At 70.7% G+C, this 25,736-nt stretch carries 29 protein-coding genes and 1 tRNA gene; 14 read left to right on the top strand and 16 right to left on the bottom strand.

Annotated elements, in window-relative coordinates; genetic code table 11:
* Positions 1 to 78 precede the first annotated feature (78 nt).
* Positions 79 to 975 carry a helix-turn-helix domain-containing protein gene (locus tag BLW09_RS10165; RefSeq protein ID WP_231946771.1) on the bottom strand — a complete coding sequence of 299 codons (897 nt, stop codon included), beginning with the start codon at positions 973 to 975 and terminating at the stop codon, positions 79 to 81.
* Between the two features lie 102 nt (positions 976 to 1,077).
* Here BLW09_RS10165 and BLW09_RS10160 point away from each other — a divergent pair, with 102 nt between their 5' ends.
* Together BLW09_RS10160 and BLW09_RS10155 are read left to right on the top strand one after the other, a co-directional pair.
* Positions 1,078 to 1,956 (top strand): oxidoreductase, encoded by an 879-nt coding sequence (locus BLW09_RS10160; RefSeq protein ID WP_089911911.1) that lies wholly within the window; start codon positions 1,078 to 1,080, stop codon positions 1,954 to 1,956.
* Between the two features lie 115 nt (positions 1,957 to 2,071).
* Positions 2,072 to 3,469, top strand: a complete 1,398-nt coding sequence (locus tag BLW09_RS10155; protein ID WP_089911909.1) for an MFS transporter — start codon at positions 2,072 to 2,074, stop codon at positions 3,467 to 3,469.
* 119 nt (positions 3,470 to 3,588) lie between these two features.
* Here the strand turns inward: BLW09_RS10155 and BLW09_RS10150 are convergent, their stop codons facing one another.
* Genes BLW09_RS10150 through BLW09_RS10140 form a run of 3 tightly spaced genes read right to left on the bottom strand, consistent with a single transcriptional unit; the run spans position 3,589 to position 6,316 of the window.
* On the bottom strand, positions 3,589 to 4,392 hold the full coding sequence (locus tag BLW09_RS10150; RefSeq protein ID WP_089911906.1) for an alpha/beta fold hydrolase: 804 nt from the start codon (positions 4,390 to 4,392) through the stop codon (positions 3,589 to 3,591).
* A gap of 43 nt (positions 4,393 to 4,435) precedes the next feature.
* Positions 4,436 to 4,633: a hypothetical protein gene (locus tag BLW09_RS10145; RefSeq protein WP_089911901.1), complete on the bottom strand. Its 198-nt coding sequence runs from the start codon at positions 4,631 to 4,633 to the stop codon at positions 4,436 to 4,438.
* Positions 4,634 to 4,642: 9 nt separating this feature from the next.
* On the bottom strand, positions 4,643 to 6,316 hold the full coding sequence (locus BLW09_RS10140; RefSeq protein WP_089916799.1) for an HAD family acid phosphatase: 1,674 nt from the start codon (positions 6,314 to 6,316) through the stop codon (positions 4,643 to 4,645).
* A 161-nt stretch (positions 6,317 to 6,477) separates the two neighbouring features.
* On the opposite strand from BLW09_RS10140, the gene BLW09_RS10135 reads away from it, so the two are divergent.
* Together BLW09_RS10135 and sufU are read left to right on the top strand one after the other, a co-directional pair.
* Positions 6,478 to 7,767 carry a cysteine desulfurase gene (locus BLW09_RS10135; RefSeq protein WP_089911898.1) on the top strand — a complete coding sequence of 430 codons (1,290 nt, stop codon included), beginning with the start codon at positions 6,478 to 6,480 and terminating at the stop codon, positions 7,765 to 7,767.
* On the top strand, positions 7,764 to 8,201 hold the full coding sequence (sufU, locus tag BLW09_RS10130) for a Fe-S cluster assembly sulfur transfer protein SufU (protein WP_089911895.1): 438 nt from the start codon (positions 7,764 to 7,766) through the stop codon (positions 8,199 to 8,201). Before BLW09_RS10135 ends, sufU begins: the two co-directional genes overlap by 4 nt.
* Positions 8,202 to 8,351: 150 nt before the next feature.
* Here the strand turns inward: sufU and BLW09_RS10125 are convergent, their stop codons facing one another.
* From BLW09_RS10125 to BLW09_RS19270, 5 genes are all read right to left on the bottom strand, one after another.
* Complete coding sequence (locus BLW09_RS10125; protein ID WP_089911893.1) at positions 8,352 to 8,633, bottom strand: hypothetical protein; 282 nt, start codon at positions 8,631 to 8,633, stop codon at positions 8,352 to 8,354.
* A gap of 75 nt (positions 8,634 to 8,708) precedes the next feature.
* Positions 8,709 to 9,455, bottom strand: a complete 747-nt coding sequence (locus BLW09_RS10120) for an amino acid ABC transporter ATP-binding protein (RefSeq protein WP_089911890.1) — start codon at positions 9,453 to 9,455, stop codon at positions 8,709 to 8,711.
* A complete protein-coding gene (locus BLW09_RS10115) occupies positions 9,452 to 10,330 on the bottom strand; it encodes an amino acid ABC transporter permease (protein WP_089911887.1) in 879 nt (292 codons plus the stop codon). Before BLW09_RS10115 ends, BLW09_RS10120 begins: the two co-directional genes overlap by 4 nt.
* Before the next feature lie 9 nt (positions 10,331 to 10,339).
* Positions 10,340 to 11,188, bottom strand: coding sequence for an ABC transporter substrate-binding protein (locus BLW09_RS10110; protein ID WP_089911885.1), 849 nt, complete (start codon positions 11,186 to 11,188; stop codon positions 10,340 to 10,342).
* A 111-nt stretch (positions 11,189 to 11,299) separates the two neighbouring features.
* Positions 11,300 to 11,434 carry a hypothetical protein gene (locus BLW09_RS19270; RefSeq protein ID WP_269457889.1) on the bottom strand — a complete coding sequence of 45 codons (135 nt, stop codon included), beginning with the start codon at positions 11,432 to 11,434 and terminating at the stop codon, positions 11,300 to 11,302.
* Positions 11,435 to 11,485: 51 nt separating this feature from the next.
* On the opposite strand from BLW09_RS19270, the gene BLW09_RS18930 reads away from it, so the two are divergent.
* Positions 11,486 to 11,860, top strand: a complete 375-nt coding sequence (locus tag BLW09_RS18930) for a hypothetical protein (RefSeq protein WP_157696930.1) — start codon at positions 11,486 to 11,488, stop codon at positions 11,858 to 11,860.
* A gap of 72 nt (positions 11,861 to 11,932) precedes the next feature.
* A complete protein-coding gene (locus BLW09_RS10105; protein WP_157696929.1) occupies positions 11,933 to 12,151 on the top strand; it encodes a hypothetical protein in 219 nt (72 codons plus the stop codon).
* 49 nt (positions 12,152 to 12,200) lie between these two features.
* Here the strand turns inward: BLW09_RS10105 and BLW09_RS10100 are convergent, their stop codons facing one another.
* A complete protein-coding gene (locus BLW09_RS10100) occupies positions 12,201 to 13,166 on the bottom strand; it encodes a Dyp-type peroxidase (RefSeq protein ID WP_089911879.1) in 966 nt (321 codons plus the stop codon).
* 86 nt (positions 13,167 to 13,252) lie between these two features.
* On the opposite strand from BLW09_RS10100, the gene BLW09_RS10095 reads away from it, so the two are divergent.
* On the top strand, positions 13,253 to 14,131 hold the full coding sequence (locus BLW09_RS10095) for a metal-dependent hydrolase (RefSeq protein WP_089911876.1): 879 nt from the start codon (positions 13,253 to 13,255) through the stop codon (positions 14,129 to 14,131).
* Positions 14,132 to 14,242: 111 nt separating this feature from the next.
* Here BLW09_RS10095 and BLW09_RS10090 read toward each other — a convergent pair whose 3' ends face one another.
* Together BLW09_RS10090 and BLW09_RS10085 are read right to left on the bottom strand one after the other, a co-directional pair.
* A complete protein-coding gene (locus tag BLW09_RS10090) occupies positions 14,243 to 15,004 on the bottom strand; it encodes a nuclease-related domain-containing protein (RefSeq protein ID WP_231946769.1) in 762 nt (253 codons plus the stop codon).
* Between the two features lie 63 nt (positions 15,005 to 15,067).
* On the bottom strand, positions 15,068 to 15,274 hold the full coding sequence (locus BLW09_RS10085; RefSeq protein WP_089911870.1) for a hypothetical protein: 207 nt from the start codon (positions 15,272 to 15,274) through the stop codon (positions 15,068 to 15,070).
* Positions 15,275 to 15,376: 102 nt separating this feature from the next.
* Here BLW09_RS10085 and BLW09_RS10080 point away from each other — a divergent pair, with 102 nt between their 5' ends.
* A complete protein-coding gene (locus BLW09_RS10080) occupies positions 15,377 to 15,640 on the top strand; it encodes a hypothetical protein (protein ID WP_157696928.1) in 264 nt (87 codons plus the stop codon).
* Positions 15,641 to 15,664: 24 nt separating this feature from the next.
* Here the strand turns inward: BLW09_RS10080 and BLW09_RS10075 are convergent, their stop codons facing one another.
* Together BLW09_RS10075 and BLW09_RS10070 are read right to left on the bottom strand one after the other, a co-directional pair.
* On the bottom strand, positions 15,665 to 17,041 hold the full coding sequence (locus BLW09_RS10075) for a cryptochrome/photolyase family protein (protein ID WP_089911864.1): 1,377 nt from the start codon (positions 17,039 to 17,041) through the stop codon (positions 15,665 to 15,667).
* Positions 17,038 to 17,676 carry an MBL fold metallo-hydrolase gene (locus BLW09_RS10070; protein ID WP_089911862.1) on the bottom strand — a complete coding sequence of 213 codons (639 nt, stop codon included), beginning with the start codon at positions 17,674 to 17,676 and terminating at the stop codon, positions 17,038 to 17,040. Before BLW09_RS10070 ends, BLW09_RS10075 begins: the two co-directional genes overlap by 4 nt.
* 86 nt (positions 17,677 to 17,762) lie before the next feature.
* Here BLW09_RS10070 and BLW09_RS10065 point away from each other — a divergent pair, with 86 nt between their 5' ends.
* From BLW09_RS10065 to BLW09_RS10055, 3 genes are all read left to right on the top strand, one after another.
* Positions 17,763 to 19,952, top strand: coding sequence for a copper-translocating P-type ATPase (locus BLW09_RS10065; RefSeq protein ID WP_089911859.1), 2,190 nt, complete (start codon positions 17,763 to 17,765; stop codon positions 19,950 to 19,952).
* A gap of 78 nt (positions 19,953 to 20,030) precedes the next feature.
* A complete protein-coding gene (locus tag BLW09_RS10060) occupies positions 20,031 to 20,933 on the top strand; it encodes a diacylglycerol kinase family protein (protein WP_089911856.1) in 903 nt (300 codons plus the stop codon).
* A 74-nt stretch (positions 20,934 to 21,007) separates the two neighbouring features.
* Positions 21,008 to 21,080 (top strand) — tRNA-Glu (locus BLW09_RS10055).
* Between the two features lie 377 nt (positions 21,081 to 21,457).
* Here BLW09_RS10055 and BLW09_RS10045 read toward each other — a convergent pair.
* A complete protein-coding gene (locus BLW09_RS10045) occupies positions 21,458 to 22,003 on the bottom strand; it encodes a helix-turn-helix domain-containing protein (protein ID WP_231946768.1) in 546 nt (181 codons plus the stop codon).
* 88 nt (positions 22,004 to 22,091) lie between these two features.
* Positions 22,092 to 22,319 carry a KTSC domain-containing protein gene (locus BLW09_RS10040; protein ID WP_089911850.1) on the bottom strand — a complete coding sequence of 76 codons (228 nt, stop codon included), beginning with the start codon at positions 22,317 to 22,319 and terminating at the stop codon, positions 22,092 to 22,094.
* A 210-nt stretch (positions 22,320 to 22,529) separates the two neighbouring features.
* Between BLW09_RS10040 and BLW09_RS10035 the strand changes: the two genes are divergently transcribed.
* The 3 genes from BLW09_RS10035 to BLW09_RS10025 are packed head-to-tail and all read left to right on the top strand — an operon-like array spanning position 22,530 to position 25,736.
* Positions 22,530 to 23,597 (top strand): TerC family protein, encoded by a 1,068-nt coding sequence (locus BLW09_RS10035; protein WP_089911848.1) that lies wholly within the window; start codon positions 22,530 to 22,532, stop codon positions 23,595 to 23,597.
* Positions 23,594 to 24,409: a PP2C family protein-serine/threonine phosphatase gene (locus tag BLW09_RS10030; RefSeq protein ID WP_089911845.1), complete on the top strand. Its 816-nt coding sequence runs from the start codon at positions 23,594 to 23,596 to the stop codon at positions 24,407 to 24,409. The genes BLW09_RS10035 and BLW09_RS10030 overlap by 4 nt, the downstream gene beginning before the upstream one ends.
* A 7-nt stretch (positions 24,410 to 24,416) precedes the next feature.
* Entirely contained in the window at positions 24,417 to 25,736 is a 1,320-nt protein-coding gene (locus BLW09_RS10025; protein ID WP_089911842.1) for an FHA domain-containing protein, read from the top strand.

The raw sequence follows: 25,736 nt of genomic DNA, 5'->3' as shown, positions 1-25,736 counted from the left end.
CGCCGAGTCGTGACTCGATGTCGGTATCCGGGACGAGTGGCGACAGGATGTCGCAACTCGGGGGAGGGCCGGGTTCGCTCAGGAGGCGGGACGGCGGGCGGACGTGGGGGTGGAGTCGGCGGAGGCAGGGGAGGAGAGCGCCGGCTCGTCGGCGCGCTGCTCCCGACCGAGCTCCCGCAGGGCGGCGGCGGACGCCGATCCCGGCGCGGCGTGATAGATCACCAGCAGCTGGCCGCCCGAGTCGCCGATCGGCAGCTTCTCGCGGCTCAGCTCCAGCATCCCGACCCGCGGATGATCGAGCCGGGCGGCGCCTCCGCCCAGCCCGCGCACGTCGTGTCGCGCCCACAGCTTGCGGAAGTGCTCGCTGCCCAACGACAGCTCACCCACCAGCCGGGCTATGCGCGGGTCGTCGACGTCGCTGCCGATGGACGCGCGGAACGACGCGATCAGGCCGGCCGTCGCCTGCTCCCAGTCCGGGTACAGCGCCCGTTCGTCCGCGTCGAGGAAGAGCGAGCGGAGCCGGTTGGCGCCCGGGCGGATGCTGGGGGAGAGCGCCGTCGCGAGCGGGTTCGCGGCGAGCACGTCGAACATCCTGTCCTCCACGAACGCAGGCAGGTCCAGCACCTCCAGCAACTGGAGGACGCCCCTCGGCACCGCACGGCGGGCGGGGCGCCTGGCGCGTGATGGCTGCGGCTCGGCGAGGCTCAGCAGGTACTCGGTGGCGGCCGCGTCGAGATCGAACACGCGGGCCAGCGCGTTCAGCACCTGGGCGGACGGGTGACGGTCTCTGCCCTGCTCGAGGCGCAGGTAGTAGTCCGCGCTGATGCCCGCGAGTGTCGCGACCTCCTCGCGACGGAGCCCCGGCGTCCGGCGGACACCGGTGACGCGCAGGCCGACGGAGGCGGGATCGACGAGCTCGCGCCGGGCGCGGAGGTACTCGCCGAGGGAGTTCGGTTCGGCGCGGGAGGAGGGCACAGCGCGAGTCTAGGAGCCCGCCGGGAGCGCATCCAGGTCCTCCCGCCCCCAGGATCGCGGCGGCACTGCCTGGCGCGCGGACGGCGCAGCAGAGTGGATGCCATGACAGATATCGTCACCACCCGCGCCGCCCTCCCCGGCGGCAGCTACCGCACCGGCGACCTCGACCTCACCCGCTTCGGCTACGGCGCGATGCAGCTCGCCGGCCCGGGCGTCTTCGGTCCGCCGGCCGACCGGGACGGAGCGATCGCGGTCCTCCGCGCGGCCGTCGAGGCCGGCATCACGCACATCGACACCGCCGAGTTCTACGGTCCGCACGTCACGAACGAGCTCATCCACGAGGCGCTCGCGCCCTATCCCGACACCCTTCACATCGTCACCAAGGTGGGCGCGGAGCGCGACGCCGAGGGCAACTGGCCGCATGCGCGGTCGCCGCAGCAGCTTCGCGACCAGGTGCACCAGAACCTGCGATCGCTCGGAGTCGAGGCGCTGGATGTCGTCAACCTGCGCGTCGGCGGGTTCGACCGCCCCGAGCCGGGGTCGCTCGCCGAGCAGTTCGGTGCCCTGGCCGACCTCCAGCGGGAGGGGCTCGTCCGGCACCTCGGGCTCAGCACGGTGAGCGCGGAGCAGCTGGCGGAGGCGCAGGCGATCGCGCCGGTCGTCACCGTGCAGAACTTCTACAACATCGCCAACCGGCAGGACGACGCGCTGGTCGACCAGACCGCGCGCGAGGGGATCGCGTACGTGCCGTACTTCCCGCTCGGCGGGTTCACGCCGCTCCAGTCCGGTGAGCTCGCTTCCGTCGCCGAGCGGCTCGGCGCGACGCCGCTGGCCGTCGCGCTGGCCTGGCTGCTCCACCGCTCGCCGAACATCCTGCTGATCCCGGGCACGTCGTCGGTGGCGCATCTGCGTGACAACATCGCGGGGGCAGCGCTGCGGCTTCCCGAGGACGCGATCGCGGAACTCGACGCCGTCGGCTGAGCCGCGAAGGGGGGTGCGAACATCGCCCGTTGCGTCGGATGCGAAATCGTATATCATTGCCGGATCGGAGCGCCGCTCCGGGACAACGATGTCGCAGCACTGGGAGTACACAACGATGAGCACATCCCCCTTCACGCCCACCGGCAGCATCCGCTCGCAGACGGATCGCCGCCGCGTCGTCTTCGCCACCGTCATCGGAACGACGGTCGAGTGGTACGACTTCTTCATCTACGCCTCCGCCGCCGGCCTGGTCTTCGGCCAGCTCTTCTTCGCGCCGGCCGGCCCGCAGTTCGCGACCGTCCTGTCGTTCCTGACGGTCGGCGTGAGCTTCCTGTTCCGTCCGCTCGGGGCGTTCCTGGCGGGGCACTTCGGCGACCGCTACGGCCGGCGGCAGGTGCTCGTCGTGACGTTGATCCTGATGGGACTCGCCACCGCGCTCGTCGGCCTCCTGCCGACGTACGAGGCGATCGGGATCGCGGCGCCCATCTTCCTGATCCTGCTGCGAGTGCTCCAGGGCATCTCGGCCGGCGGCGAGTGGGGCGGCGCCGTGCTCATGGCGGTCGAGCACGCTCCGACCGCCCGCCGCGGCCTGTTCGGCGCATCGCCTCAGATCGGTGTCCCGCTCGGCCTGCTGCTCGCCTCCGGCGCCATGGCCCTCATGACGGTGATCGCCCCCGGGGATGCATTCCTCGCCTGGGGCTGGCGCGTGCCGTTCCTGTTCTCCGTCGTGCTCATCGCGATCGGCTACTGGGTGCGCCGTCGCGTCGAGGAGAGCCCGGTCTTCACCGAGATCGCGGAGCGCCGTGAGCGCACCCGGATGCCGATCGTGAAGGTGTTCCGCAAGCACGCCCTGCTCGTGGTCGTCGCCGCGCTGGTCTTCGCCGGCAACAACGCCGTCGGCTACATGACGACCGGCGGCTACATCCAGAACTACGCGACCAACCCCGAGGGGCCGCTGAAACTGGAGCGGGGCCCGGTGCTGTGGGCCGTCGCGGCGTCCGCCGTGACCTGGCTGGCCGCGACCTGGTTCGCCGGGTGGCTGAGCGACCGGATCGGCCGCCGCACCACCTACATCATCGGGTGGATCCTGCAGCTGGTGGGCGTCTTCGCCCTGTTCCCGCTGGTCAACACCGGGAACGTCGGCCTGCTGTTCCTCGGCCTGGCGATCCTCACGATCGGTCTCGGCTTCACGTACGGCCCGCAGGCGGCGCTCTATTCGGAGCTGTTCCCGGCGTCCATCCGCTTCTCCGGCGTCTCGATCTCGTACGCGATCGGGGCGATCCTGGGCGGCGCGTTCGCCCCGACCATCGCGACGGCGCTGGTGCAGGCCACCGGGAGCACGCTCTCGGTCACGTGGTACCTCGCCGGGATGACGCTGCTCGGTCTCGTCGCGACCCTGCTGCTGCGCGACCGCACCGGCATCCCGCTCGGACCCGACCACGAGGCGGAGCAGGCGGCCAGCCCGATCCGCGGCTCCCGCCGCGCCGCCGCCGCGGAGCCCGTGCGCGGCTGACGCCCCGCCCCTCGCCCCTTGCCCCCCGCCCCTCAGATCCGAGATTTGCGCCAAATCGCGGTTCTGAGGGGCGGCGGAACCGAGATTTGCGCCAATCTCGGCCGAGGGACGAATGGAGGTCAGGCTGTGAGGTAGGGGATGAGGTGTGGCGATAGGGCCTCGCCGGACACGTCGTGCGTCTGGCCGGCCACCACCGCGAACGCGCCGTCCTGGGCGGAAGCGGCGACGCCCTCCGCGCCGAACCGCAGGAAGCCCGGGCTCTGCTCGCCCGCGAGCGCAAGGACCGGGACGCTGATCGCCTGCAGCAGGACGTCCGGGATGCGGCTGTCGCCCATCGCGACGTCGTCGTAGGCGAGGGTGGGCGCGAGCGCCAGCGTGCCCTCCCAGCCGGGCGAGCGGCGCATCCCCTCGATCCCGGCGTCCGGGACGCCGACCCGGCGGAGGAACAGCTCGACGGCCCCGGCACGGTCGCCCGCCGCCAGCGCGGCGCTCAGCTCGCCCGTGTACGCGGCGGCGGAGGACAGCATCGGGTCGGGCAGGTAGGGCGGCTCGTAGACGGCGGCACGTGGCACGCGGTCGGGGCCGAGGGCGGCGGCAGCGGCGAGTGCCAGCGCCCCGCCCGACGACATCCCGAACAGCGCGGCCGAGCCGCCCGCGGCATCCACCAGGGCGGCGATGTCCTCGATCTCGCGCACGACCGAATCCGCGCGCGCCGCGGGGTCGGCCAGCCGGTCGTCGCTCTCGCCGCGGCCCCTCCGGTCGTAGAGGACGACGGTGAGCCGCTCGCGGAGGGCGGCGGCGATCGGCCGCATCGGCCCCGCAGCGCGGAAGCACAGGGCGCCGTCGACCAGGATCACGGCCGGGCCGGTCCCGTCGATCTCGTATGCGATCGTGGTGCCGTCGGCGGAGGCGAGGGTGTTCATGGTGTGCAGCGTAGCCCCTGCCTCTGGCGCTCAGGGGATGCGGTCAGCGCCCCTGCCGCCGGCGCACGCCGAAGCCGATCAGCACCGCTCCGCCGATCGCGACGAGGACGCCCGCGCCGCGCACGAGCCACTGCGTCTCGCCGGTCAGCGCATCCACCAGCAGCGGACCGGCCAGCCCGACGGCGACGAGCGCGACTCCCAGGATGAAGAACCAGGGGGAACCGTTCGTGCGCTCGACCACGCCTGGAGCCTACGGCAGGTAGTACGTCGGGTTCGGCAGCTTCACGGTGCGGTCGGCGTAGCCGCCGATCAGGTCGCTGTACTGATCCCCGAAGTTCGCCACGATGTCGTACCGGCCACCGGACGGCGACTCGATGTACGCCCGGGTCTGCGCCTTGTACTCGATCGTCGTGCACTTCGCCGTGGCGCACGCGATGTACGACGGCTGCTGGGAGGCGCCGACGCCAGTCCACTTGGTGTAGAAGTTCTGAGCAGTGAAGCCGGTGTAGCCGACCTTCGCGAGGTTGCCGAGCGTCGCGGCCTTCTGATCGTCGTTGCGTCCGGTCAGCCCGATGACGGTGCAGCCGGCCTTCTGCGCCACGGCCGCCAGCGTCGTCATGTGCGGTGTCGCCGGGAACCGCTGCTGCTGCACCCACACGTTCTGCTCGACCGGATCGAACTGGAAGTGCATGTCCGCGACCTCCATGTCGTAGGTCCAGAGCGTGGTGTCGTCGGTGTCGAGCACGATCGCTGGGTTCTTGTGCAGCTTCTTCTCCACGAAGCAGGTCGCTGCGAGCACGGGAGCCTGGCGCAGCACGATGGAGCGCAGCTCGCGGATGTACGGCGAGTCGTCCTTGTTCGCGATACCGGTACCGGGGTCTCCGTAGTAGGTGGCGATCGTCTTCTTGACGGAGTCGATGTTCGGGATCCCCTCACCTCCCTCGGTCGCACCGCTCGAGCCGTCGGGCGCCATGGTGAAGTGCGTGCGGGGTGCGAGCTGCGGCTCGGAGACGCCGGGCAGGTCCGGCGAGGGCAGGTAGTAGGTCGGGTTGGGCAGCTTCAGCGCCTCCTCGGCGTAGCCGCCCTGCAGGTCCGACCACTGGTCGCCGACATTGAGGGTGATCGTGTAGCCGAGGTCCTGGATGTGCTTCCTGGTCTCCGCCTTGTACTCGACGGTCGTGCAGCTGGCCGCCGCACAGGTGATGTAGGAAGGCTGCTGGGACGCGCCGGTCCCCGTCCACTTCGTGTAGAAGTCATCCGCCGCGAAGGCCGTGTAGCCGACCTTCGCGAGGTTGCCGAGCGTCGCCGCCTTCTGGTTGTCGTTGCGACCGGTGAGCCCGAACACCGTGTAGCCGAGCGCTGCGGCCTGGTTCACGAAGTCGACCATGCCAGGAACGGCGGGGAAGCGCTGGCCCTGGACCCAGACATCCTGCTCGGCCGGGTTGAACTGGAAGTGCATGTCCGCGACCTCCATGTCGTACGTCCACAGCGTCGTGTCGTCGGCGTCGAAGACGATGGCCGGCTTCTGTCCCTGCTGCACCGCACGGTCGTACTCCGGCTTGAGCTCGGCCTTCTCGCGGGCGAGGATGCCGCCGAGCTCGCGGATGTAGGGCGAGTCGGTCTTGTTCGCGATCCCGGTGCCCAAGTCGCCGTAGTAGGTGGCGATCGTCTTCTTGACCGAGTCGATGTTGGGGATGCCCTCGCCGCCCTGCGTGGCTCCGCTCGTCCCGTCCGGCGCCATCGTGAACGACGTGCGCGGTGCGAGGGCGGTGTCGCCGTGTCCGTGCCCGTTGCCCGGTCCCGGATCCCAGGCCAGTGCCGCCGGGGCGTCCGCGAGGCCGACGCCGAGCGCGAGCACGAGGGCGCCGGCGGCGCCGACGAGCGCCCGGCGGAATCGGGAGGGGGTGTGGAGGGAATCGGACATGATCGCACCTTCGCCGTCGGGGCCGGCCACGGTCCGGGCCGGATGTCTGCCCCCGTTCGGGGGCCGGGAGCAGCCTAGCGAAGCCTCGGCGCGAGCGGAAGCGGACGGCCGCCGACACACTCAGCGGGAGTGAAGTGGACCCCGCTAACGTTGAAGACGGTATGCGCACCGAAACTCTCGACCCCGCCGCCCTCCGTGCGGACTTCCCGATCCTCTCCCGAGAGGTGAACGGGCACCCCTTCGTCTACCTCGACTCCGGGGCCACGTCGCAGAAACCGCGACAGGTGCTCGATGCCGAGCGGGAGTTCGTCGAGCGGTACACCTCGGCCGTGCACCGCGGTGCGCACACCGTGGCGGGCGAGGCGACCGAGCTGTTCGAGGAGGCCAGGGCGCGCGTCGCCGGCTTCGTCGGTGCGCAGCCCGAGGAGCTCGTGTGGACTTCGAACGCGACCGAGGGCATCAACCTTCTCGCCTACGGGATGTCGAACGCGTCGCTCGGGCGCGGCGGCGCGGCCGCGGAGCGCTTCCGCCTCGGCCCCGGCGACGAGCTCGTCGTGACGGAGGCGGAGCACCACGCCAACCTCATCCCGTGGCAGGAGCTCGCGGCGCGCACCGGCGCGACCCTGCGCGTGATCGGCCTCACCGACGACGGCATGCTGCGCCTCGACCAGGCCGCCGAGATCATCGGACCGCGCACCAGGGTGGTCGCCTTCGCACACGTCTCCAACGTGCTCGGCGGCATCAACCCGGTGGCCGAGCTGGTCGCGCTGGCCCACGAGCACGGCGCGCTCGTCGTGCTCGACGCCTGTCAGTCCGTCCCGCATCTCGCCGTCGACCTGCCCGCTCTCGATGTCGACTTCGCCGTGTTCTCCGGCCACAAGATGCTCGGACCGACCGGCGTCGGTGCGCTGTACGGCCGCAGCGAGCTCCTGAACGCCCTCCCGCCCTTCCTCACCGGCGGCTCGATGATCACGCAGGTGACGCTGGAGGGCGCCGAGTACCTCCCGGCGCCGCAGCGCTTCGAGGCGGGGACCCAGCGCGTGTCGCAGGCCGTGGCCCTCGGGGCCGCGGTCGACTACCTCGATGCGGTCGGGATGCCCGCGATCGAGGCGCACGAGGAGGCACTGGGGGAGCGGCTGCTCGCCCGCCTCGGCGAGCTCGACGGTGTGCGCATCCTCGGGCCAGGGGCCGGCGTCCCGCGGGTCGGTCTCGCGAGCGTCGTGGTGGACGGCATCCATGCGCACGACGTCGGCCAGTTCCTCGACGACCGCGGCATCGCGGTGCGGGTCGGCCACCACTGCGCGCAGCCGGTGCACCGCCGGTTCGGCGCGACGGCCAGCACGCGCATCAGCACCTATCTCTACAACACCGCGGACGAGGTGGATGCGGCCGTCGAGGCGATCGCCTCCGCCCGCGTCTTCTTCGGCGTCACGAGCGGAGGCGTCCGATGAGCGACCTGCAGAACCTGTACCAGCAGGTCATCCTCGACCACGCGCGCGAGAAGCACGGCTACGGCATCGCGGGCGACGAGGCGGCCACCTCGCACCAGTTCAATCCGACCTGCGGCGACGAGGTGACGGTCGGCGTCCGGACGGCAGCCGACGGGCGCATCCTCTCGATCGGCTGGGAGGGGCACGGCTGCTCGATCTCGACGGCCTCCGCCTCGCTGCTCAGCGACCTGGTCGAGGAGACGGATCGGGAGCGGCTGGCCGCATCCATCGCCGCCTTCCGCGAGCTGATGCACTCGAAGGGTGCGCTGGAGGGCGACGAGGAGCTGCTCGGCGACGCGGTCGCGCTGGCCGGTGTCTCGAAGTACGTGACGCGCGTGAAGTGCGCGATGCTGCCGTGGGTGGCCCTCGAGGACGCGCTTCTCAAGTCCGCCTGAGCCGCGCGTCCGGCGGCCGGCGCCCCCGCGCCGGTGCCCCCGGCGCTTGCGTCGGAGATCCAGCGGCTTCCGAAGGAGATTCGTGCCGCAGCCGGCCGAATCTCCTTCAGCACTGCCTTCCGTCGGAGATTTCGGCCCGATTCTCCTTCGCTAGGGCACGGGTGCCAGATCGACCTCGTCCGCGATCGCCACGAGCGCGGAGGGCAGCGACGGGAAGGTCGTCCCGTAGACGAGGCCCGACGGTCCGGCCGCCGTCCACGACTCGGTGCGCTTCTCGACGCGCCCCACCAGGTACCGCTTGTGGCCGCCGAGTACCTGGCGCTGCGCGATCGGCAGGGTCAGCGGGAAGGCGTAGACGTCTCCCTCCGGGCTGACCACCAGCTCCCAGCGGGCCCGCCCCGGGTTGAACTTGCTCGTGAAGATGCGCGACATGATCGACCGTTTGTACCGCGTCGGCGCGCGCCGTCGCCACGAAGATGACGACCTGTTGCGAACGACTGCGCCGCGTTACGCCGTGCGCTCGGCGAAGCGCGCGAGGAACGCGCGGGTGCGGTCCTCACGGGGAGCGCCGAACAGCTGGGACGGCGGCCCCTGCTCCGCGATGACGCCCTGATCGAGGAACACCACGCGGTCGGCCACATCGCGCGCGAATGCCATCTCGTGCGTCGCCATGACGATCGTCGTCCCGGACGCCTTGAGCGAGCGGATGAGTTCGAGCACCTCGCCGACGAGCTCCGGATCGAGCGCGCTGGTGACCTCGTCGAGGAGCAGCAGCTCCGGGTCCGTGGCGATCGCCCGGACGATCGCCGCGCGCTGCTGCTGCCCGCCGGAGAGCCGGTCGGGGAACTCCTTCGCCTTGTCGCCCAGCCCGATGCCGTCGAGCAGGGCCAGCGCCTTCTGCTCGGCCTCGGCCCGGGGGATGCGATGGACCCGACGGGAGGCGAGGGTCACGTTGTCGAGCACGGAGAGGTGCGGGAAGAGGTTGTAGTGCTGGAACACCACGCCGATCCGCCCGCGCACCGCATCGGCCGGAACGCGCGGGTCGCTGATGTCCCGCTCCCCGAGGAAGATCTGCCCGTCGTCGATCCGCTCCAGGAGGTTGACGGTGCGCAGGAGTGTCGACTTGCCCGACCCGCTCGATCCGATCAGGGCGACCACCTCGTGTTCGTGCACGTCGAGGTCGATGCCGCGCAGCACCTCGGTGTCGCCGAAGCGCTTGCGCACCCCGGCCAGCCGCAGCACCGGCGCGGTCATACGATGCTCCCGACCTGCTCGCGACGGCGGATACGCGCCGAGTACCAGTCGGTGAGCCGGATCATCGGCAGCGCCAGGAGCACGAACAGCAGGCCGGCGAGGACGTACGGGGTGAAGTTGTACGTGAGGGCGGTCTCGATCTGGGCGGCCCGCACCGCATCCACCGCTCCGAGCACCGAGATCAGGCCGACATCCTTCTGCATCGCGACGAAGTCGTTCATCAGCGCTGGCGTCACCTTGCGCACCGCCTGCGGCAGGATGACGAGCCGCAAGGTCTGGTAGTGCGACAGCCCGAGTCCGCGGGCGGCGAGCCGCTGCGAGGGATGCACGGCCTCGATGCCCGCGCGGAACACCTCGGACACGTAGGCCGAATAGACCAGGATCAGCGCGATCGTCCCCCAGAACTCCGGTGGCATGCGCGGGAAGACCCCGAGCCCCGGCAGGCCGAAGCCGACCAGGTACAGGACGATGATCAGCGGCATCCCCCGGAACAGGTCCGTGTAGCCGGCTGCGAGCGCGCGCAGGGGGAAGAAGATCGCGCCCCGCAGGGTGCGTGCGGCGGCCAGCAGGATGCTGACGATCAGCACGCCGATCGCCGCGACGATCAGGACACGGATGTTGAGCAACAGCCCCTCGAAGACGCGCGGCCAGGCCTCCACCGCGACGGCCGGATCGAAGAACGTCTGCTGTACGCGGGCCCAGCCGGGCGTATTGATGACGAATGCCCAGGCGATCACCGCGACCGCCGCGGTGCTGACCAGGCTGATCAGCACCGACCGGGTGGTCTGCCGTTTGCGGTACAGCCGGCGGTCGAGCTCCACCGCACTGGGCGGAGGCGCGGCGGCGCGGGCGGTCGAAGTGGAGGTGGTGCTCACCGTCGAAGGCTACTTCAGCACGGGCGCGTTGCCGTCGGCGGCGAGCCACTGAGCGGCCAGCTTGTCGAGGGTGCCGTCCGAGCGGAGCGCGTCGACCGCCTTGCTGACCTTGGTGGTGAGTGGGCTGTCCTTGGCGAGCACGAGGCCGAACTGGTCGCCCTGTTGGCCGGCCGCCTTCGGGAGCTGGCCGACGATCTTGCCGTCGGTGAGTTCCGCATCCCGCAGGTAGAAGGCCGTCGGCAGGTCGACGACGATCGCATCCACCTGCTTGTTCTCGAGCGCGAGCTTGGCGTCGTCGTTGGAGTTGAAGGCCTGCACACCGCCGCTCGGCGCGATCTGCTTCTCGGCAGCGTCGAAACTCGTCGTCGCGGTCTGCGCACCGATGGAGAGCTTCTTGAGGTCGGCGATCGAGGTCGCCTTCGCCGCGGGGGAGGCGGCGGTGGTCACGACGACCTGGCTGGTCTCGTAGTAGGGCGAGGAGAAGTCCACGGCCTTCTTGCGCTCGTCGGTGATCGAGAACTGCTGCAGGTTGAAGTCGAAGGTCTTCGGGCCCGGTGCGATCGCCTGGTCGAACGTGCTGCGTACCCAGGTGACGTCGCTCTTCGTGAAGCCCAGCTTGTCCGCGACGGCGTACGCGACGGCAGCCTCGAAGCCCTTGCCGGACTGCGGCTTGTCGTCGAGCACCCACGGGGAGTAGGCGGGCTCGGCTGTCCCGATCGTCAGCTTTCCCGGGGTGACGTAGCCGGAGTCGGCGGACGGCGACGATCCCCCGCTCGTGCCGGCGGAGCAGCCCGCGAGGGCGAGTGATGCAGCGGCGATGCCGGCGGCGACGACGAGGATACGGCGGGAGCGGGACATGGATCCTCCGGGTGGACTCACGGTGCGAGCAGGGTGACATCCAGGCTCTCGCACGCGCGCGCGAGGGACAACTTCCTTGCGTTGTGTTACGGGGACGCGTGGCATCCGTCGTCAGTCGCCGAGGGACTCCAGGAAGCCGCGGGTCGACGCGAAGAAGGTCGAGCCGGTCGCGGCGGTCGAGAAGTCGAGGATGCGGTCGGCGCCCCGAGCGTCGGTCTCGTCCGTCACATCGAGAATTCGCGTCACGCTCCGCACTCCCGTGCGTCCTAACAGATGACGGGGGAGCCCCGTCTTGTCGTGGACGAAGCGCCCTTCGGTCGGCGGGTGGGGTACCGGGTCCACGCGTTCGATGAAGAACGAAAGGGAGATCACTGTGTGCTGCGGAACGGAAGCAGCTACTTCCTGCAGCCGGGGGAGAGATTGTCCAACTGCAAAGGTTCACGCCTGCAGAAGTACATCAACGGAAGGAACGTTCAGACGATTGCCCTCAACGGCTACGGGTACCCAGGAAATCCGGCTGCCTTCGGGACGCTTGACTGCGTTGTGGCCATCCTCGGCGCAGGGGTGTCCATCTACGGAATCGGCGGCGCCGTGGTGGTGACTGCAAAGGGTGTCATTGCATGGTTGGGCCTGGGAACGTCGGTTTACGGTCTGAAGTCCTGCACCGGATAACGCATGGGACCGACGAAGGAAGTCAGCACTGGGAGAAGTCTGCGAGTCGCGGAGACGATTGTGGCCGGGGCCATGGGTACCTTCCTGGCGATTCGCATCGTCCTGTCGCTGACAGACGCTCTCCCAGGGTTTCTCAATAGCCCGTTGGATGTTGCGGTCTACTCATTGTTCTCCCTCCTGTGCATTCTGATGGGCGTGGAGCAGGCAAAGCGGCGCCGGCCGAAGCACGCGACAGCATGCTTCGTGGGTGCCGCAGCCTGGCTGGCGTTCGCCGTCCTGATTCTGAAGTGAGGTCGGAGAACGAAGGACGCTGCGTATGGGAGAGGCCGATCGCGTCGCGTCAGCCGCCGAGGGACTCCAGGAAGCCCCGGGTCGGCGCGAAGAACGTCGTGCCGGTCGCGGCGGTCGAGAAGTCGAGGATGCGGTCGTAGCTGCCCTCCGGGTCGCCCACGAACATCCGCTCCAGCATCCGCTCGATCACCCAGAGGGCGCGGGAGTAGCCGATGAAGTAGGTGCCGAACTCGCCGTGGCCCGGGCGTCCGAACGGCATGTTGTCGCGGAGGATGTCGTGCTCGACGCCGGCCTCGTCGACGATCGTCGCGAGGGTCTTGTGCGACTTCTGGCCGTGCTCGGCGTCATCCAGCTCGATGTTCTCGACCTTGGTGCGACCGATCACGCCCTCCTGCGACGGCACGGGGAGCCTCTTCCAGGAGCCGAGGTCGTGCAGGTACTTCTGGACGACGACGTAGCTGCCGCCCGCGTGGTCCGGATCCTCGTCGCCGACGATGGCCGCCTGCGACATGTCTCCGCCGGCCGGATTGGCCGTGCCGTCGACGAAGCCGAGCAGGTCGCGCGCGTCGAAGTAGCGGAACCCGACCACCTCGTCCACGACCTCGACGGCGTCGCCGAGCGCGTCGAGCAGCTGGCGCTCCAGCTCGAACGTGAAGTCGCTGCGCTCCGCGCGGATGTGGAACAGCAGGTCGCCCGGCGTCGAGACCGCGGTGTGCACGGACCCGGCGATCTCACGGAACGGGTGCAGCTCGCGCGGCAGCGGCGTGTCGGTGAGGCGCGGCCACAGGGTGGCGCCGATCCCGACGTTGCACGACAGCCGGGCGTCGAGGTCGCGGAACCCGACCGTCTTCACCTGGTCGGTGATGCCGCCGAGCACGTCCTTCACCGTGGCGAGCGCCTCGGGTGTCTCGCCGACCGTCACCACCAGGAAGACGGCGGCACGCGACAGCGGTGCGTCGACGCTCTGCGGATCGATGGGGACGCGCTGCCAGGACTGTTCGCCGGTGTTCGCCATGCGGCCATGCTGCCGTACCGGAGCATCCCGTCGCCACCCGTGCGTGCGCGCGGGCGTGCCCGCCGCGCCCGACCTAGGCTGGAGGGATGAGCCTGCCCAGCACCGACACCGCCGTCACCTACCCGGACGGCGACCTGACCTCCACCGGCGCCGTCGTCTTCGTCCAGTCGCTGGACGACGGCCGCACCGCCGTCGTCCTCGACCGGACCGCCTTCCATCCCGTCGACCCCGTGTGGCCCGACCAGCCCGCGGACGCCGGGACGATCACCGTCGACGGCCGAGCGTACGAGGTCGTGGATGCGGTGGTCGGCGCGACGGACGGCACGACCCTGCACGTCGGTGACGCGCCGGTCCGCACCGGCACGGAGGGCTGGGCGTTCGTGGTGTGCCACCTCGTTCAGGACGCGACGGGCATCGAGCCGGGGGCCGCTGCCGCCGTGAGCGTCGACCCGGCCCGGCGTCGCGCGCTGTCCGCCGGGCACACCGCCTGCCACCTGGCGTCGCTCGCACTGAACGACGCCCTCTCCGGCCTCTGGACCAAGGAGGTCGCCGTCGACGGACGGGGCCGCCCGAACTTCGACCAGCTGGCGATCACCAGCTCGCGCATCCTGGAGGGCGGTTCGGTCGACGAGTACCGGATCGGCAAGAGCCTCCGGAAGAAGGGCTTCGCGGCCGCCGACCTGCCCGCGCGGCTCGACGAGGTGACCTCCGCCGCGAATCGGACGCTCGCCGACTGGATCGCGAGCGGCGCCGCCATTTCGATCGTCCGCGAGGACGGACGTCAGGGCCTCGGCGACCGACGCCGCTGGCATGCCGAGCTACCGGACGGCGTCGTCGAGATCCCCTGCGGCGGGACGCACCTGCGGTCGCTCACCGAGCTCGCCGGCGCCGACATCCACCTGGACCTCGCCGAGACCGAGGGCGCCGTCGTCCTGACCATGCGCACGACCGCCCACCTCGCCTGACCGCTCCCGCCTCCCACGCCGACAGCTCCGGAGTTTTTCGCCTCTGCGGGGCGGAAAGAGCGGAAAAACTCAGGAGCTGCGGGTGGGGGAGCCGGTCAGTGGGGCAGCCCGTCAGTGGGGGAGGAAGGGGAGCGCGGCGGCGAGGAGGGCGAGCCCGGCCGCGAGGCCCCAGCCGGCGCGAACCAGCTGCGCGCTCCGCACCTCGCGCTCGATCGCGCTGAAGCGCTCCGCGGTGTCGTGCGGCGATGCGACGGCTCGCCAGCTGGCGGGGTCGTCGAACAGGCGAGTCGCCTGCGCCAGGGTCTCGTCGTCCAGAACGGCCGGCCGGCGCGTGAGCCAGCGCACGAGCGACTCCGAGCGCAGGACAGCGGTGCGGACCGGCTTTCGGTGGATGCGCACCTCCTTCGCGCCGACGACCACGATCGCCGCGTGGACCGGCGCTTCGATCCCGGCACGGACCAGGAGCCCGCGGACCCGTGAGGCCTCGAGATCGGCGTTGCGCAGGTACGGCTTCTTGACGCCGTTGACCAGCACCGCGCGGTCGTAGACCGCCAGGCGTGCGCCGCGGTGATGCTTCGTGTTGACGACGAACACACCTCCCGGTCCGACGACGAGATGGTCGACGTCTGCGTCGCCGGAGCCGACGGGCAGGGCGTGGAAGGCGCTCCAGCCGATCGGAAGCCGTCCGAGCGCCGCACCGACCTGTCGCTCACCGAGCGCGCCCGTGAACCAGGGCTGTGCGTCGGCGGGCAGCGGATCGACCCCGAAGGCGCGGGCGAGCGGCGATCGCGGCGGCGTGGCCTCCTGCAGCCGGACCACCTGCTCCATCACGGCTGTTCCCGGGGCGCGATCGCGCATCCGCTGTCCACTCATCCGGCCACGGTATCGACCGGTCCGGCGGCGCCCCAGTCCCCGGTCGGGGACGGATCGTCGCGGCTACCCCTGGCCGGGGGTCCCGTTGGTCTCGGGATCCTCGTGGGTCCGGGGGAGGTCGCTGCCGTCCGGGAGACGCTCCTCCAGGGACGCGTTGTGCTCCTCGACCGCTTCGAGGCGGTCGGTGTCGGTCGCGCCGAGCTCGCTCACGGCGTCCGTGAGCTCGTCGGCGTCGCGCGGTGCTGGGGTGTCGTCCGGTCGATCGGTCATGCGGCGCACTGTACCCGCGATCGTTCGGCGCGTCCGGTTCAGGCCGTCCGGTTCGGGGCGTCGGCCTGCGGCGCGCCGCCGGGACGGGCTAGCATGCGGCACATGAGCCGCATTGAAACCGGGATCGTCTCCTACACGCTGTCCGGCGACTACTACGCCCGCGTCGGCGCCGACTTCGACACGGAGGCGGTGGACGACGCCATCCTGGCCGAGCTCAACCGGATGCTGCCGCGCGGCGTCGTCGTCGAGCGCAGCGGCCGGGTGCTCGCCGACGAGGAGGTCGCCGACGAGGCGCGCTCGATCGACTGGGAGTCGCTGCTGCGCAGCATCGACGTCGACCAGATCCTCGCCGAGCACGGCCGCTGAGCCCGGCCCCGCGGCGCGCTCCGATCAGCGTGAGCGCTTGACGACGTCGTAGGCGGCGAGGGCGGCCTGGCGCGTCTCCGCGAGGTCGACGATGGGCTCGGGGTAGTCGGGGGTGTCCCACTCCGGCACCCAGCGGCGCACGTAGTCGCCCTGCGGGTCGAACTTCTTCCGCTGCAGCTCCGGGTTGAAGATGCGGAAGTACGGCGCGGCGTCCGCGCCGCTTCCGGCGACCCACTGCCAGTTGAAGGCGTTGTTCGCGGGGTCGGCGTCGACCAGGGTGTCCCAGAACCACTGCTCGCCGCGGCGCCAGTCGATGAGCAGGTTCTTGATCAGGAAGGACGCGGTCACCATGCGCACCCGGTTGTGCATGACGCCGGTTCTCCACAGTTCCCGCATCCCGGCGTCCACGAGGGGGACGCCGGTGCGACCCTGTTCCCAGGCCCGCAGCGCAGACGGATGCAGCCGCGGCCACGGAAAGGAGTCGTACTCGCGATGGATGTTCACGGTCGCCAGGTCGGGGTGCTCGAACAGGGTGTGGTAGGCGAACTCGCGCCAGCCGACCTCCGAGAGGAAGGTCGACGCGCTCTCCGCCGTCGCGCCTCGCCGCTTCTCGATCGTCGCGTGCCACACCTGGTGGGGGCTGAGCTCGCCCCAGCGCAGACGCGGCGAGAGGCGCGAGGTCGCATCCACTCCTGGCACGTCGCGCTGCTCGCGGTAGTCGCCCAGATCGTCGGCGAGGAAGCGCTGCAGCTGCTCGTGCGCGGCCTTCTCGCCCGGCTCCCACGTCTCGCGCAGGCCGCCGGCCCAATCGGGACGGGTCGGCAGCAGCCCCAGATCGTCGAGCGACACGGTGTCGAGCGACTGCGGGACGGATGCCCCCAGCACCTCGCGCGGCGCCGGTCCCGGCTTGCGTGGCGCGGCAGCCGCCAGACAGGCCCGCCAGAACGGCGTGTACACCGAGAACGGGGTGCCCTGGCCGGTGCGGATCGTCCACGGTTCGAAGAGCAGGTTAGCGGCGAAGCTGGCGGCTTCGACGCCGGACGCGCGCGCTGCGGTCTTCACCGACTCATCGATGCGCCGCTCGACGCCGCCGTACCGCCGGTTCCAGAAGATCGCCGCCGCATCGGTCTCGCGCAGCAGCGTCGCGATCACGCTCTCACTCGGCCCGCTGAGCAGCACGAGCCGGGAGCCCAGACGCTCCAGCGACTCCGCGAGCGACGCCAGGCTGTGGTGCAGCCACCACCGGCCGGCGCCGCCGGGCGCCCGGAGCTCGGGCGTCTCGTCGTCCCAGACGAAGACGCAGAGCACCGGGCGGCCCGACTGCGCGGCCGCGTGGAGGGCCGGGTTGTCGGCGACCCGGAGGTCGTCGCGGAACCAGACGATGGCCGGGCGATCGCTCACAGGTCGAGGGAGTCGCCGGGCTCCAGTGCGGAGAACGCGCCGCCGTTCTGCTCGGTCGCCCACGCGAGGCGCCCGTTCGCCATGTCCTTGCCGGCGCGCGAGAGCACCATCTCGTGGATGGGGAAGGCACGTTTCGGCTTCACCGCGAGCACGTAGTCCATCGTCTCGGCGATCTTCATCCACGGGGCGCCGGCCGGGGCGGCCAGCACATCCACCTCGATGCCCTCCGGCACCGAGAACGAGTCGCCGGCGTAGTACAGAGTGTCATTGATGAGAACGCCCACGTTGTCGACAACGGGGATGCTCTCGTGGATGACGGCGTGGCGGCCGCCGAAGAAGCGGAGCGCGAACGGGCCGGCTTCGACGGTGTCGCCCGGGTGGACGACCGTGATGTCGAAGTCCGCGGCGGCCGCGGCGACACCTTCCGGCCCGAAGATCTTCGCGTCGGGGGAGAGTTCGAGCACGCGATTCAGCTGCTCGGGGGTCCAGTGATCCGGATGCTCGTGCGTGATGACGACGGCGACGGCGTTCGCGGTGTCGGTGAGGGGAGAGGTGAAGCTGCCCGGGTCGACGTAGAGCTTCTGTCCGTCCTTCTCGAGGAGGAGTCCGGCGTGCTCGAACTTGGTGAGTCTCATGCTTCCCAGGAAATACCGGATGAGATGCTCACGCAAGCGCGGCAGGCTTGAGGAATATACCCCTAGGGGGTACTGTTGCGAGAGATATGGACGAGAAGAACGAGCACACAGCGGTCCACGACCACGGGAGCCACGGGCATAACGACCACGCGGCGCACGATCACGCCGAGCACGACCACGCGGCGCACGACCATTCGGAGCACGCGGGTCACGACCATGACCACTCGGGTCCCGAGGGGCACGAGGGCCACGACCACTCGGGTCACGCCGGCCATGACCACTCGGGTCACGCGGGCCATGACCACTCCGGTCACGCCGGCCACGACCCGGCGATCTTCCGCCGCAAGTTCTGGCTGACGCTCGTCCTCACCATCCCGACGCTGGTGTTCTCGACGGGGCTGCAGGAGATCCTCGGGCTCGACGGGCCCCGATTCCCCGGCAGCCAGTACATCCCCGCGGTGTTCGGCGTCGCGATCTTCTTCTACGGCGGCCTGGTCTTCTTGCGCGGGGCCGTGGACGAGCTGAAGGCCAAGCAGCCAGGGATGATGACCCTCATCTCGCTGGCCATCGTCGTCGCCTTCGGCTACAGCGTCGCCGTGACCCTGGGCCTGCCCGGCATGGACTTCTGGTGGGAGCTGGCCACCCTCATCCTGATCATGCTGCTCGGTCACTGGATCGAGATGTCCGCCGTCATGGGGGCGCAGGATGCCCTCGGCGAGCTGGCCAAGCTGCTGCCCGACACCGCCGAGCGGGTCTCCGACATCCACGCGGAGCCCGTCGCCGTCCCGGTCTCCGACCTGCGGGTGGGCGAACTGGTGCGCGTCCGCCCCGGTGCCGCCGTGCCCGCCGACGGCGAGATCGTCGACGGCCGGAGCGACCTGGACGAGTCCCTCCTCACCGGGGAGTCGAAGCCCGTGACGCGCGGGCCGGGGGAGCAGGTCGTCGCCGGCAGCATCTCCGGCAGCGGCTCGCTCGTCGTCCGCGTCGGGCGCACCGGTGGGGACACCGCGCTCGCCGGCATCATGAAGCTCGTCGCCGACGCACAGGCGAGCAAGTCGGGCACCCAGGTGCTCGCCGACCGTGCGGCCGCCTGGCTGTTCTACGTCGCGCTCGCCGTCGCCACGGTCACGCTGATCGCCTGGACCCTGCTGCGTCCAGGCGACCCGGCGTTCGTCCTGGAGCGGGTCGTGACCGTGCTCATCATCGCCTGCCCCCACGCGCTCGGCCTCGCCATCCCCCTTGTCGCGCAGATCTCGACCGCCATCGGCGCCCGGAACGGCCTGCTGATCCGCGACCGCCACGCGATGGAGGACGCCCGCCGCGTCGACGTCGTCCTGTTCGACAAGACCGGGACCCTGACCGAGGGCCGCCAGGGCGTGGCCGCGGCAGTCGCCGAGGACGGCGATGCCGACGCGCTGCTGGCGCTCGCCGCTGCGGTGGAGGCGCCGGCGGAGCACCCGATCGGCGCGGCCATCGTCCGCGAGGCCCGCCAGCGCGGGCTGACGATCGCGCCGGTGTCGGGCTTCGAAGCCCTCGGCGGTCGCGGCGCGTCCGCGGTGGTCGACGGCGAGCGTGTCGCCGTCGGAGCGCCCCGCCTGCTCACCGAGGGTGGGCTGGCGGCCGGCGACGCCGTCCGCGCGGCCGCCGACGAAGCCTCCGGCGCGGGTCAGACGGTCGTCTACGTGCTCCGCGGGGAGCGCGTGGCCGGCATGATCGCGCTGGCCGACGTGGTCCGCCCGGAGTCGCGGGAGGCCGTGCGGTCGCTGCGCGACCGCGGCGTGCGCGTCGCGATGCTCACAGGCGACGCGCAGGCCGTCGCCGATGCGGTTGCCGCGCAGCTCGGCATCGACGAGGTGTTCGCCGAAGTGCTGCCGGGCGACAAGTCCGGCACCGTCGCCCGCCTGCAGGCCGACGGTTCCCGCGTCGCGATGGTGGGCGACGGCGTCAACGACGCCCCGGCCCTCGCTCAGGCGGACGTCGGGATCGCGATCGGCGCCGGGACGGACGTGGCGATCGAGTCGGCCGGGGTGGTCCTCGCCTCGAGCGACCCCCGCGGCGTCGCGAAGGTGATCACGCTCTCCGCCGCGACCTACCGCAAGATGCTGCAGAACCTCGCCTGGGCCACCGGGTACAACGTGATCGCCCTGCCGCTCGCGGCCGGGGTCGCGATCGGCCTGGGCATCGTGGTGTCGCCGGCGTTCGGCGCCGTGCTCATGTCGCTCTCGACGATCGTCGTCGCGATCAACGCCCAGCTCCTCCGCCGCATCCGGCTCTGACCCGCCGGAGTCCGACGCTCCGGCACACCGGCGCCCCGTCTTTCGCAGGCGGGGCGCCGGTGTGTCATCATCGGGACCGTGACCGCACTCCCGCGGGCCGTCGTCGTCGCGGTCAACCCCATGGCGTCCTTCGGCCGACGGCGCGAGGTCGGTCCGCGCGTGATCGAGCGCCTGAGCGATGCCGGCCACCAGGTCGTCGCCATGGGCGAGGCGAACATCGAGCTTCTCCGCCGGGAGACGGCACGCGCGCTGAAGGACGGCGCCGACGCGCTCGTCGTCGTCGGCGGCGACGGGATGGCCAATCTCGGCATCGACCTCGTGGCGAACACGGGCATCCCGCTCGGGATCGTGCCGAGCGGCACAGGCAACGATCTGGCCGACGGCCTGGGCATCCCGATCGACGACACCGAAGCGGCCATCGACCGGCTGCTGGACGCGCTGCAGCGCGAGCCGCGCACCATCGACGCCGGGACCATCCGCCGCGGCGAGCTGACCACGTGGTTCGGCTGCGTCGTGTCGGCCGGGTTCGACGCCACGGTCAATGAGCGCGCCAACCTCATGTCGCGCCCGCGGGGCCGCAGCCGGTACGTCATCGCCCTGCTCCGCGAGCTCGCGACGCTCAAGCCTCGGCCGTACCGCATCCACGCCGACGGCCGAAGCATGGAGGTGGACGCCATGCTGGTCTCGGTCGCGAACAACCGGTCGCTGGGCGGCGGGATGCGGATCGTTCCGGACGCCGATCTCTCCGACGGCCTGCTCGATCTGTTCGTCGTCGGGCCGATGTCCCGGCTGCGTTTCCTCCGCCTGTTCCCGAAGGTGTTCCGCGGCGAGCACACCGGCCTTCCGGAGGTGAGCATCCTGCGCGTCTCATCCGTCCGGATCGAGGCGGACGGGGTCGTCGCCTACGCCGACGGTGAGCGGATCGGGCCGCTCCCGGTCGAGGTCTCGGTCGCGGCCGGAGCACTCCGCGTCCTCGCCTGAGCGACGCGCCCGGGAGGGAGCCGCCGTTTTGGCAGTGCAGGCCCATCTGTGGCATGATCTTCTAGTTGCCAGACGGCCCCATCGTCTAGCGGCCTAGGACGTCGCCCTCTCACGGCGGTAACGCGGGTTCAAATCCCGCTGGGGTCACAAACAGCCCGCTTCCCTTGTGAACACAGGAATGTGAACACCGGGAAGCGGGCTTTTTCGTTGCCGGCGAAGTGCCCTCGAATGCGGTTGCGTGCCCGTTCTATCGCAAGTCGACCGCAGGAGGCCTCCGAACGTCGGGCACGCCGACCCGCAGAATGTCTTCGAGCATGTCGTACCGCGCGGAGTCGGAAGCTCGCCCGGATACTGGGACTCGAAGACGGCCTCTGCCTCGTCCACCGAATCGATGTCGAGTAGGCGAGGAGGACGGCTACGTCATCGTCGTCACGTCCGCGCCGTGCCGCCTTCAATGGTCATGCAGCTCTCGGACCAGCTGGCGCAAGCCGGCGATGACGTCAGCGCGACGGAGGGATACCACGTCACACGCTCCGCAGCGTGTCGCGGGGAATCAGTACGCGTTTACGGAGGAATGCGTCGGGCACGTCCTTCGAGTCCACGGTTGTGACGTACCGGGAGCCGGTGAAGACAGTCGGATCGTCGAGCGGCGCTGTCGCCGAGACCCAAAGAGGGATCGGTGAGCTGGTCTCGCGCAGATGGTGCTCGGTCATCGCCGCGAGGGCGGCGTCGAACAGTCGACTGCCGGTCGGTTCCGGGGGGAAGGCGGCGAGCACGACGCGGTTGACAGCGTCCTCCGCGGCCAGCGCGTCGTTGTAGGCGAGCCAGATGCGGAACGCCTCGGCGTCGTCGGATCCCCTCAGGGCGCGTCGGATTCCTGCGCTCACCTCGAGCGCACCAGGCCGTGTCGTGGGGATGGCCGCCAACCGCGCATCCGATGCGCGGAGGATGCGGTCGAGCTTGTCGGCACGCGGTGAACGACGGCCGCTCTCGATGACCGACAGGTTGGAGGCGGCCTCACCTGTCCTCGCGGCAATGATCGTCTGCGGGATGCGCCGCGAGCGGCGCACGGATCCGGCGATCTCTGCAATCGACATGGCCCCTCCGGCTTACCGGAGCGGCACACCAGGTCGTCGCCGCCGACGGGATCGCGCCGGCTCACCGGGTTGCGGCCCCTGGCATCCACTCCTCGGGGTAGTGGTCGCGCACCTCGGCGTTGAAGTAGGAGCCCGCCGACCCGGCGGCGCGCAGCTCGCGCCAGACCCGCGCGGGCACCAGGAAGTAGCGGTACACCTCGCCCGACACGAACTCGATCTCGAGCGCCCGCACCGACGGGTCGTAGCCGGCTGCGGCGATCACCGAGCTGTCGAAGGCCTCGCGTTCCACGTCGGCACCCTACGCCCGGCCTCCGACGGCACTAGGATGTCGGAAGCGAAGGGGAGTATCCCGAACGGCTCGACAACAGGTGCGAACCTGCGCGACGCCGGCGCTGTGCACGTCATCACGGTCCGCGACGAAGGGGGCCCGGGCACAGCGGCACCATCAGGTGCGGGAGAGACTTTCGGTGGATGTCCCGCGCCCTTCGAAAGGTCCCCAGTGCACACCGCTCTTCCCCTCTGGTTCGAGATCGGCTCCTTCGTCGTCCTCCTGCTGATCCTCGCCTTCGACCTCCTGATCATCTTCAAGAGGCCGCACATCCCGAGCCCGCGCGAGTCGGCGCTCTGGGTCGGGTTCTATGTGGCGCTCGCGCTGATCTTCGCGCTGCTGATGCTGCTGGTCGGGGATGCGGAGCACGCGGGGCAGTTCCTCGCCGGGTGGCTGACGGAGTACAGCCTCAGCATCGACAACCTGTTCGTGTTCGTGATCATCATGGGCAGGTTCGCCGTGCCGAGGAAGTACCAGCAGGAAGTGCTCATGGTGGGCATCATCCTGGCGCTGATCTTCCGCGGCGTCTTCATCCTGCTCGGAGCCGGCCTGATCGCCAGCTTCAGCGCGATCTTCTACCTGTTCGGCGCTTTCCTGCTGTGGACGGCGTTCAACCAGGCCTTCGGCAAGCACGACGACGAGGGCGCGGAGGACTCCTGGTTCATCAGGTTCGCCCGCAAGCACCTGAAGGTGTCGACCCAGTACAACGGCAACAAACTCCGCACGGTGGTGGACGGTCGCCGGATGTTCACACCGCTCATCATCGTGTTCATCGCCCTGGGCACCACCGACCTGCTGTTCGCCCTCGACTCCATCCCCGCCATCTTCGGCATCACCCAGAGCCCGTTCATCGTGTTCACGGCCAACGTGTTCGCCCTGATGGGTCTCCGGCAGCTCTACTTCCTGCTCGGGCACCTGCTCGACAAGCTGGTGTACCTCAAGTACGGGATCGCGTTCATCCTCGCCTTCATCGGCGTCAAGCTGGTGTTCCACGCCATGCACGAGAACGAGCTCCCGTTCATCAACGGCGGCGAGCACATCGAGTGGGCGCCCGACATCAGCACCTGGACCTCGCTGCTGGTGATCGTCGGAGCCATGGTTGTCGCTACGATTGCAAGTCTGGTGAAGCTGCGGATGAGCGGCACCAGCGTCGCCGAGGCCATTCACGGCGACGAATCCGACGAGGACGAGGCCGAGGAAACGGTCGTCGACGGCACGCAGGAGGACCCCCGCACATGAGCTCTGTCGTCGGCGTGACCCTCCGGAGCGACACGGGTGCGGTCCGGCACGTCAACGAGGACAGCGCTCTGGCGCAGGATCCGGTTTTCGTCGTCGCCGACGGCATGGGCGGTCACGCCCGCGGCGACCTGGCCAGCCGGACGGCGGTGGAGAGCCTCGCACGCACGCTGCAGCCGGGCTCCCGCCCGACGCCCGACGAGGTGATCCGCGCCATCGACGAGGCGAACGCCGCCGTGCGGTCGCTCTCCGGCGCCGACGAATCGGGAGCCGCGGTGGCGGGCACGACCCTCGCGGGCATCGTCCGCGTCCGCGTGCCGGAGCTGGCGACGGAGCAGTGGATGGTGGTCAACGTCGGCGACTCGCGCGTCTACGCGTGGGACGGCCGCGCGCTGCGCCAGCTGACCGTCGACCACTCCGCTGTGCAGGAGCTGGTGGATGCCGGACTCATCACCGAGGCGCAGGCCGCGGTGCACCCGGAGCGCAACGTCATCACGCGCGCCCTCGGCGCGGAGGATTTCGTGGACACCGACAGCGAGCTGGTCGCCGAGGACGGACGGCAGATCTTCCTGATCTGCTCCGACGGCCTGACCCGCGAACTGAGCGATGGGAGGATCGCGGAGATCCTCGCCCAGGGTCCGTCCGATCCGGCCTCCGCTCTGGTGGACGCGGCGAACGAGGCCGGTGGCCACGACAACATCACCGTGATCGTGGTTGAATCGGTGACCGGGGAGGACGCAGCGGCCCCCGTCGACACGCGTGAACGCGCCGACGGAAGCGGCCGGGAGTTCGAAGACACGCAGCCGAGGGAGTAGGTCGTCCGTGTTCGAAGTGCAGCAGGCGGCAGCCGGGGAGTGGGCGGTCGTCGCGGGCGGCGCGCGGGCGCTGCTGGTGGCCGAGACCGATCCGGCACGGCTGCGGGCGCTCTTCGAGGCGGTCCGCGCCGGCTTCGCCGAGACTCTGGATGCGCTGGTCGCCGGCGGTCTGAGCCGCACGCCGTCGTTCGCTCTGCTGGACGCATCCACCGGGCCGGTGCTCCTGGCCGTCCGCGGGACGGCGAGTGCGGCCGTCGCCGAAGGCGGCGTGGAGCGTGCCGTCCGCGCGTCCGGGGTGTCGTCGTGGGTCGAGACGCAGCTGACCGATGCGGCGGCCGTGACGCTCGGCGCCGGCGCGGGGGAGACGCTGCCTCTGGCCGAGGGAGTCGTGCGGTCGGCGGGCGTCGTGTGGTCCGCGGCCGAGCGGGCGGAGGATGTCGGCGCGACGGTCGCTGCGCCGCCGCGGCGTGAGCGCGAGACCGGGCCGGTGGAGGCGCTGGCCATCGAGGAGTCCGCGGCTCCGGCCGTGGAAGAGCCGGAACCCGTCGTGGCCGGGCCTGCCGTAGAGGCGTTCGAGCCTGCCGCCGAGCCCGAGCCCGAGCCCGAGCCCGAGCCCGAGCCCGAGCCCGAGCCCGAGCCCGAACCCGCCGCCGAACCCGACCCGCACACGCGCGTCCCCGAGGCGACGTTCGCCGACGTGCCGTCCGTCACTCCGTCCCCCGCGCCGCAGCCGGAGGCCTCCGGCTACGACCACCTGTTCGGGGCGACGATGGTGCGGAGCGTCGAGGATGCCGCCGTCCGGCCGGAGGATGAGGACGCCGCCCCGCCGAAGATCGACCTCCCCGGCTTCATCACCGACTCCTTCCCGCCGGCCGCCGGACGCCTGGAAGGCGACCACGACGGGCTCACCGTGATGAGCGGCGACCTCCCGTCGCGTCCGCACCCGTCGGACTCCGACCAGGAGCCGGCACGGGAGCCGGCACCGCAGACATTCGCCGTGCTGCTCTCCGACGGCCGCCGTGAACCTCTGTCGGCGCCGGTCGTCGTCGGCCGGGCGCCCAGTGTCTCCGCCGTGCCCTCCCTGCGCGGAGCGCGTCCGGTCACGCTGACCACCGCGGAGGACGACATCTCGCGCTCCCACGTCGCCGTCGCGGTGGAGGGCGACAGCGTCGTGGTCACCGACCTGCACTCGCGGAACGGCACCATGATCGTCCTTCCCGGAAAGACCCCGCAGAAGCTCCGCAGCGGCGAGCCCACCACGGTGGTGCTCGGGACTGTGATCGATCTCGGCAGCGGCGCGACCTTGACCGTGGAGTCCGCCGGATGA

It is taken from the genome of Leifsonia sp. 21MFCrub1.1 (assembly GCF_900107895.1).
Lineage (GTDB): Bacteria > Actinomycetota > Actinomycetes > Actinomycetales > Microbacteriaceae > Leifsonia > Leifsonia soli.
Note: the sequence above shows the minus strand (reverse complement) of the source record. Positions and strands in the feature narration are given on the sequence as shown.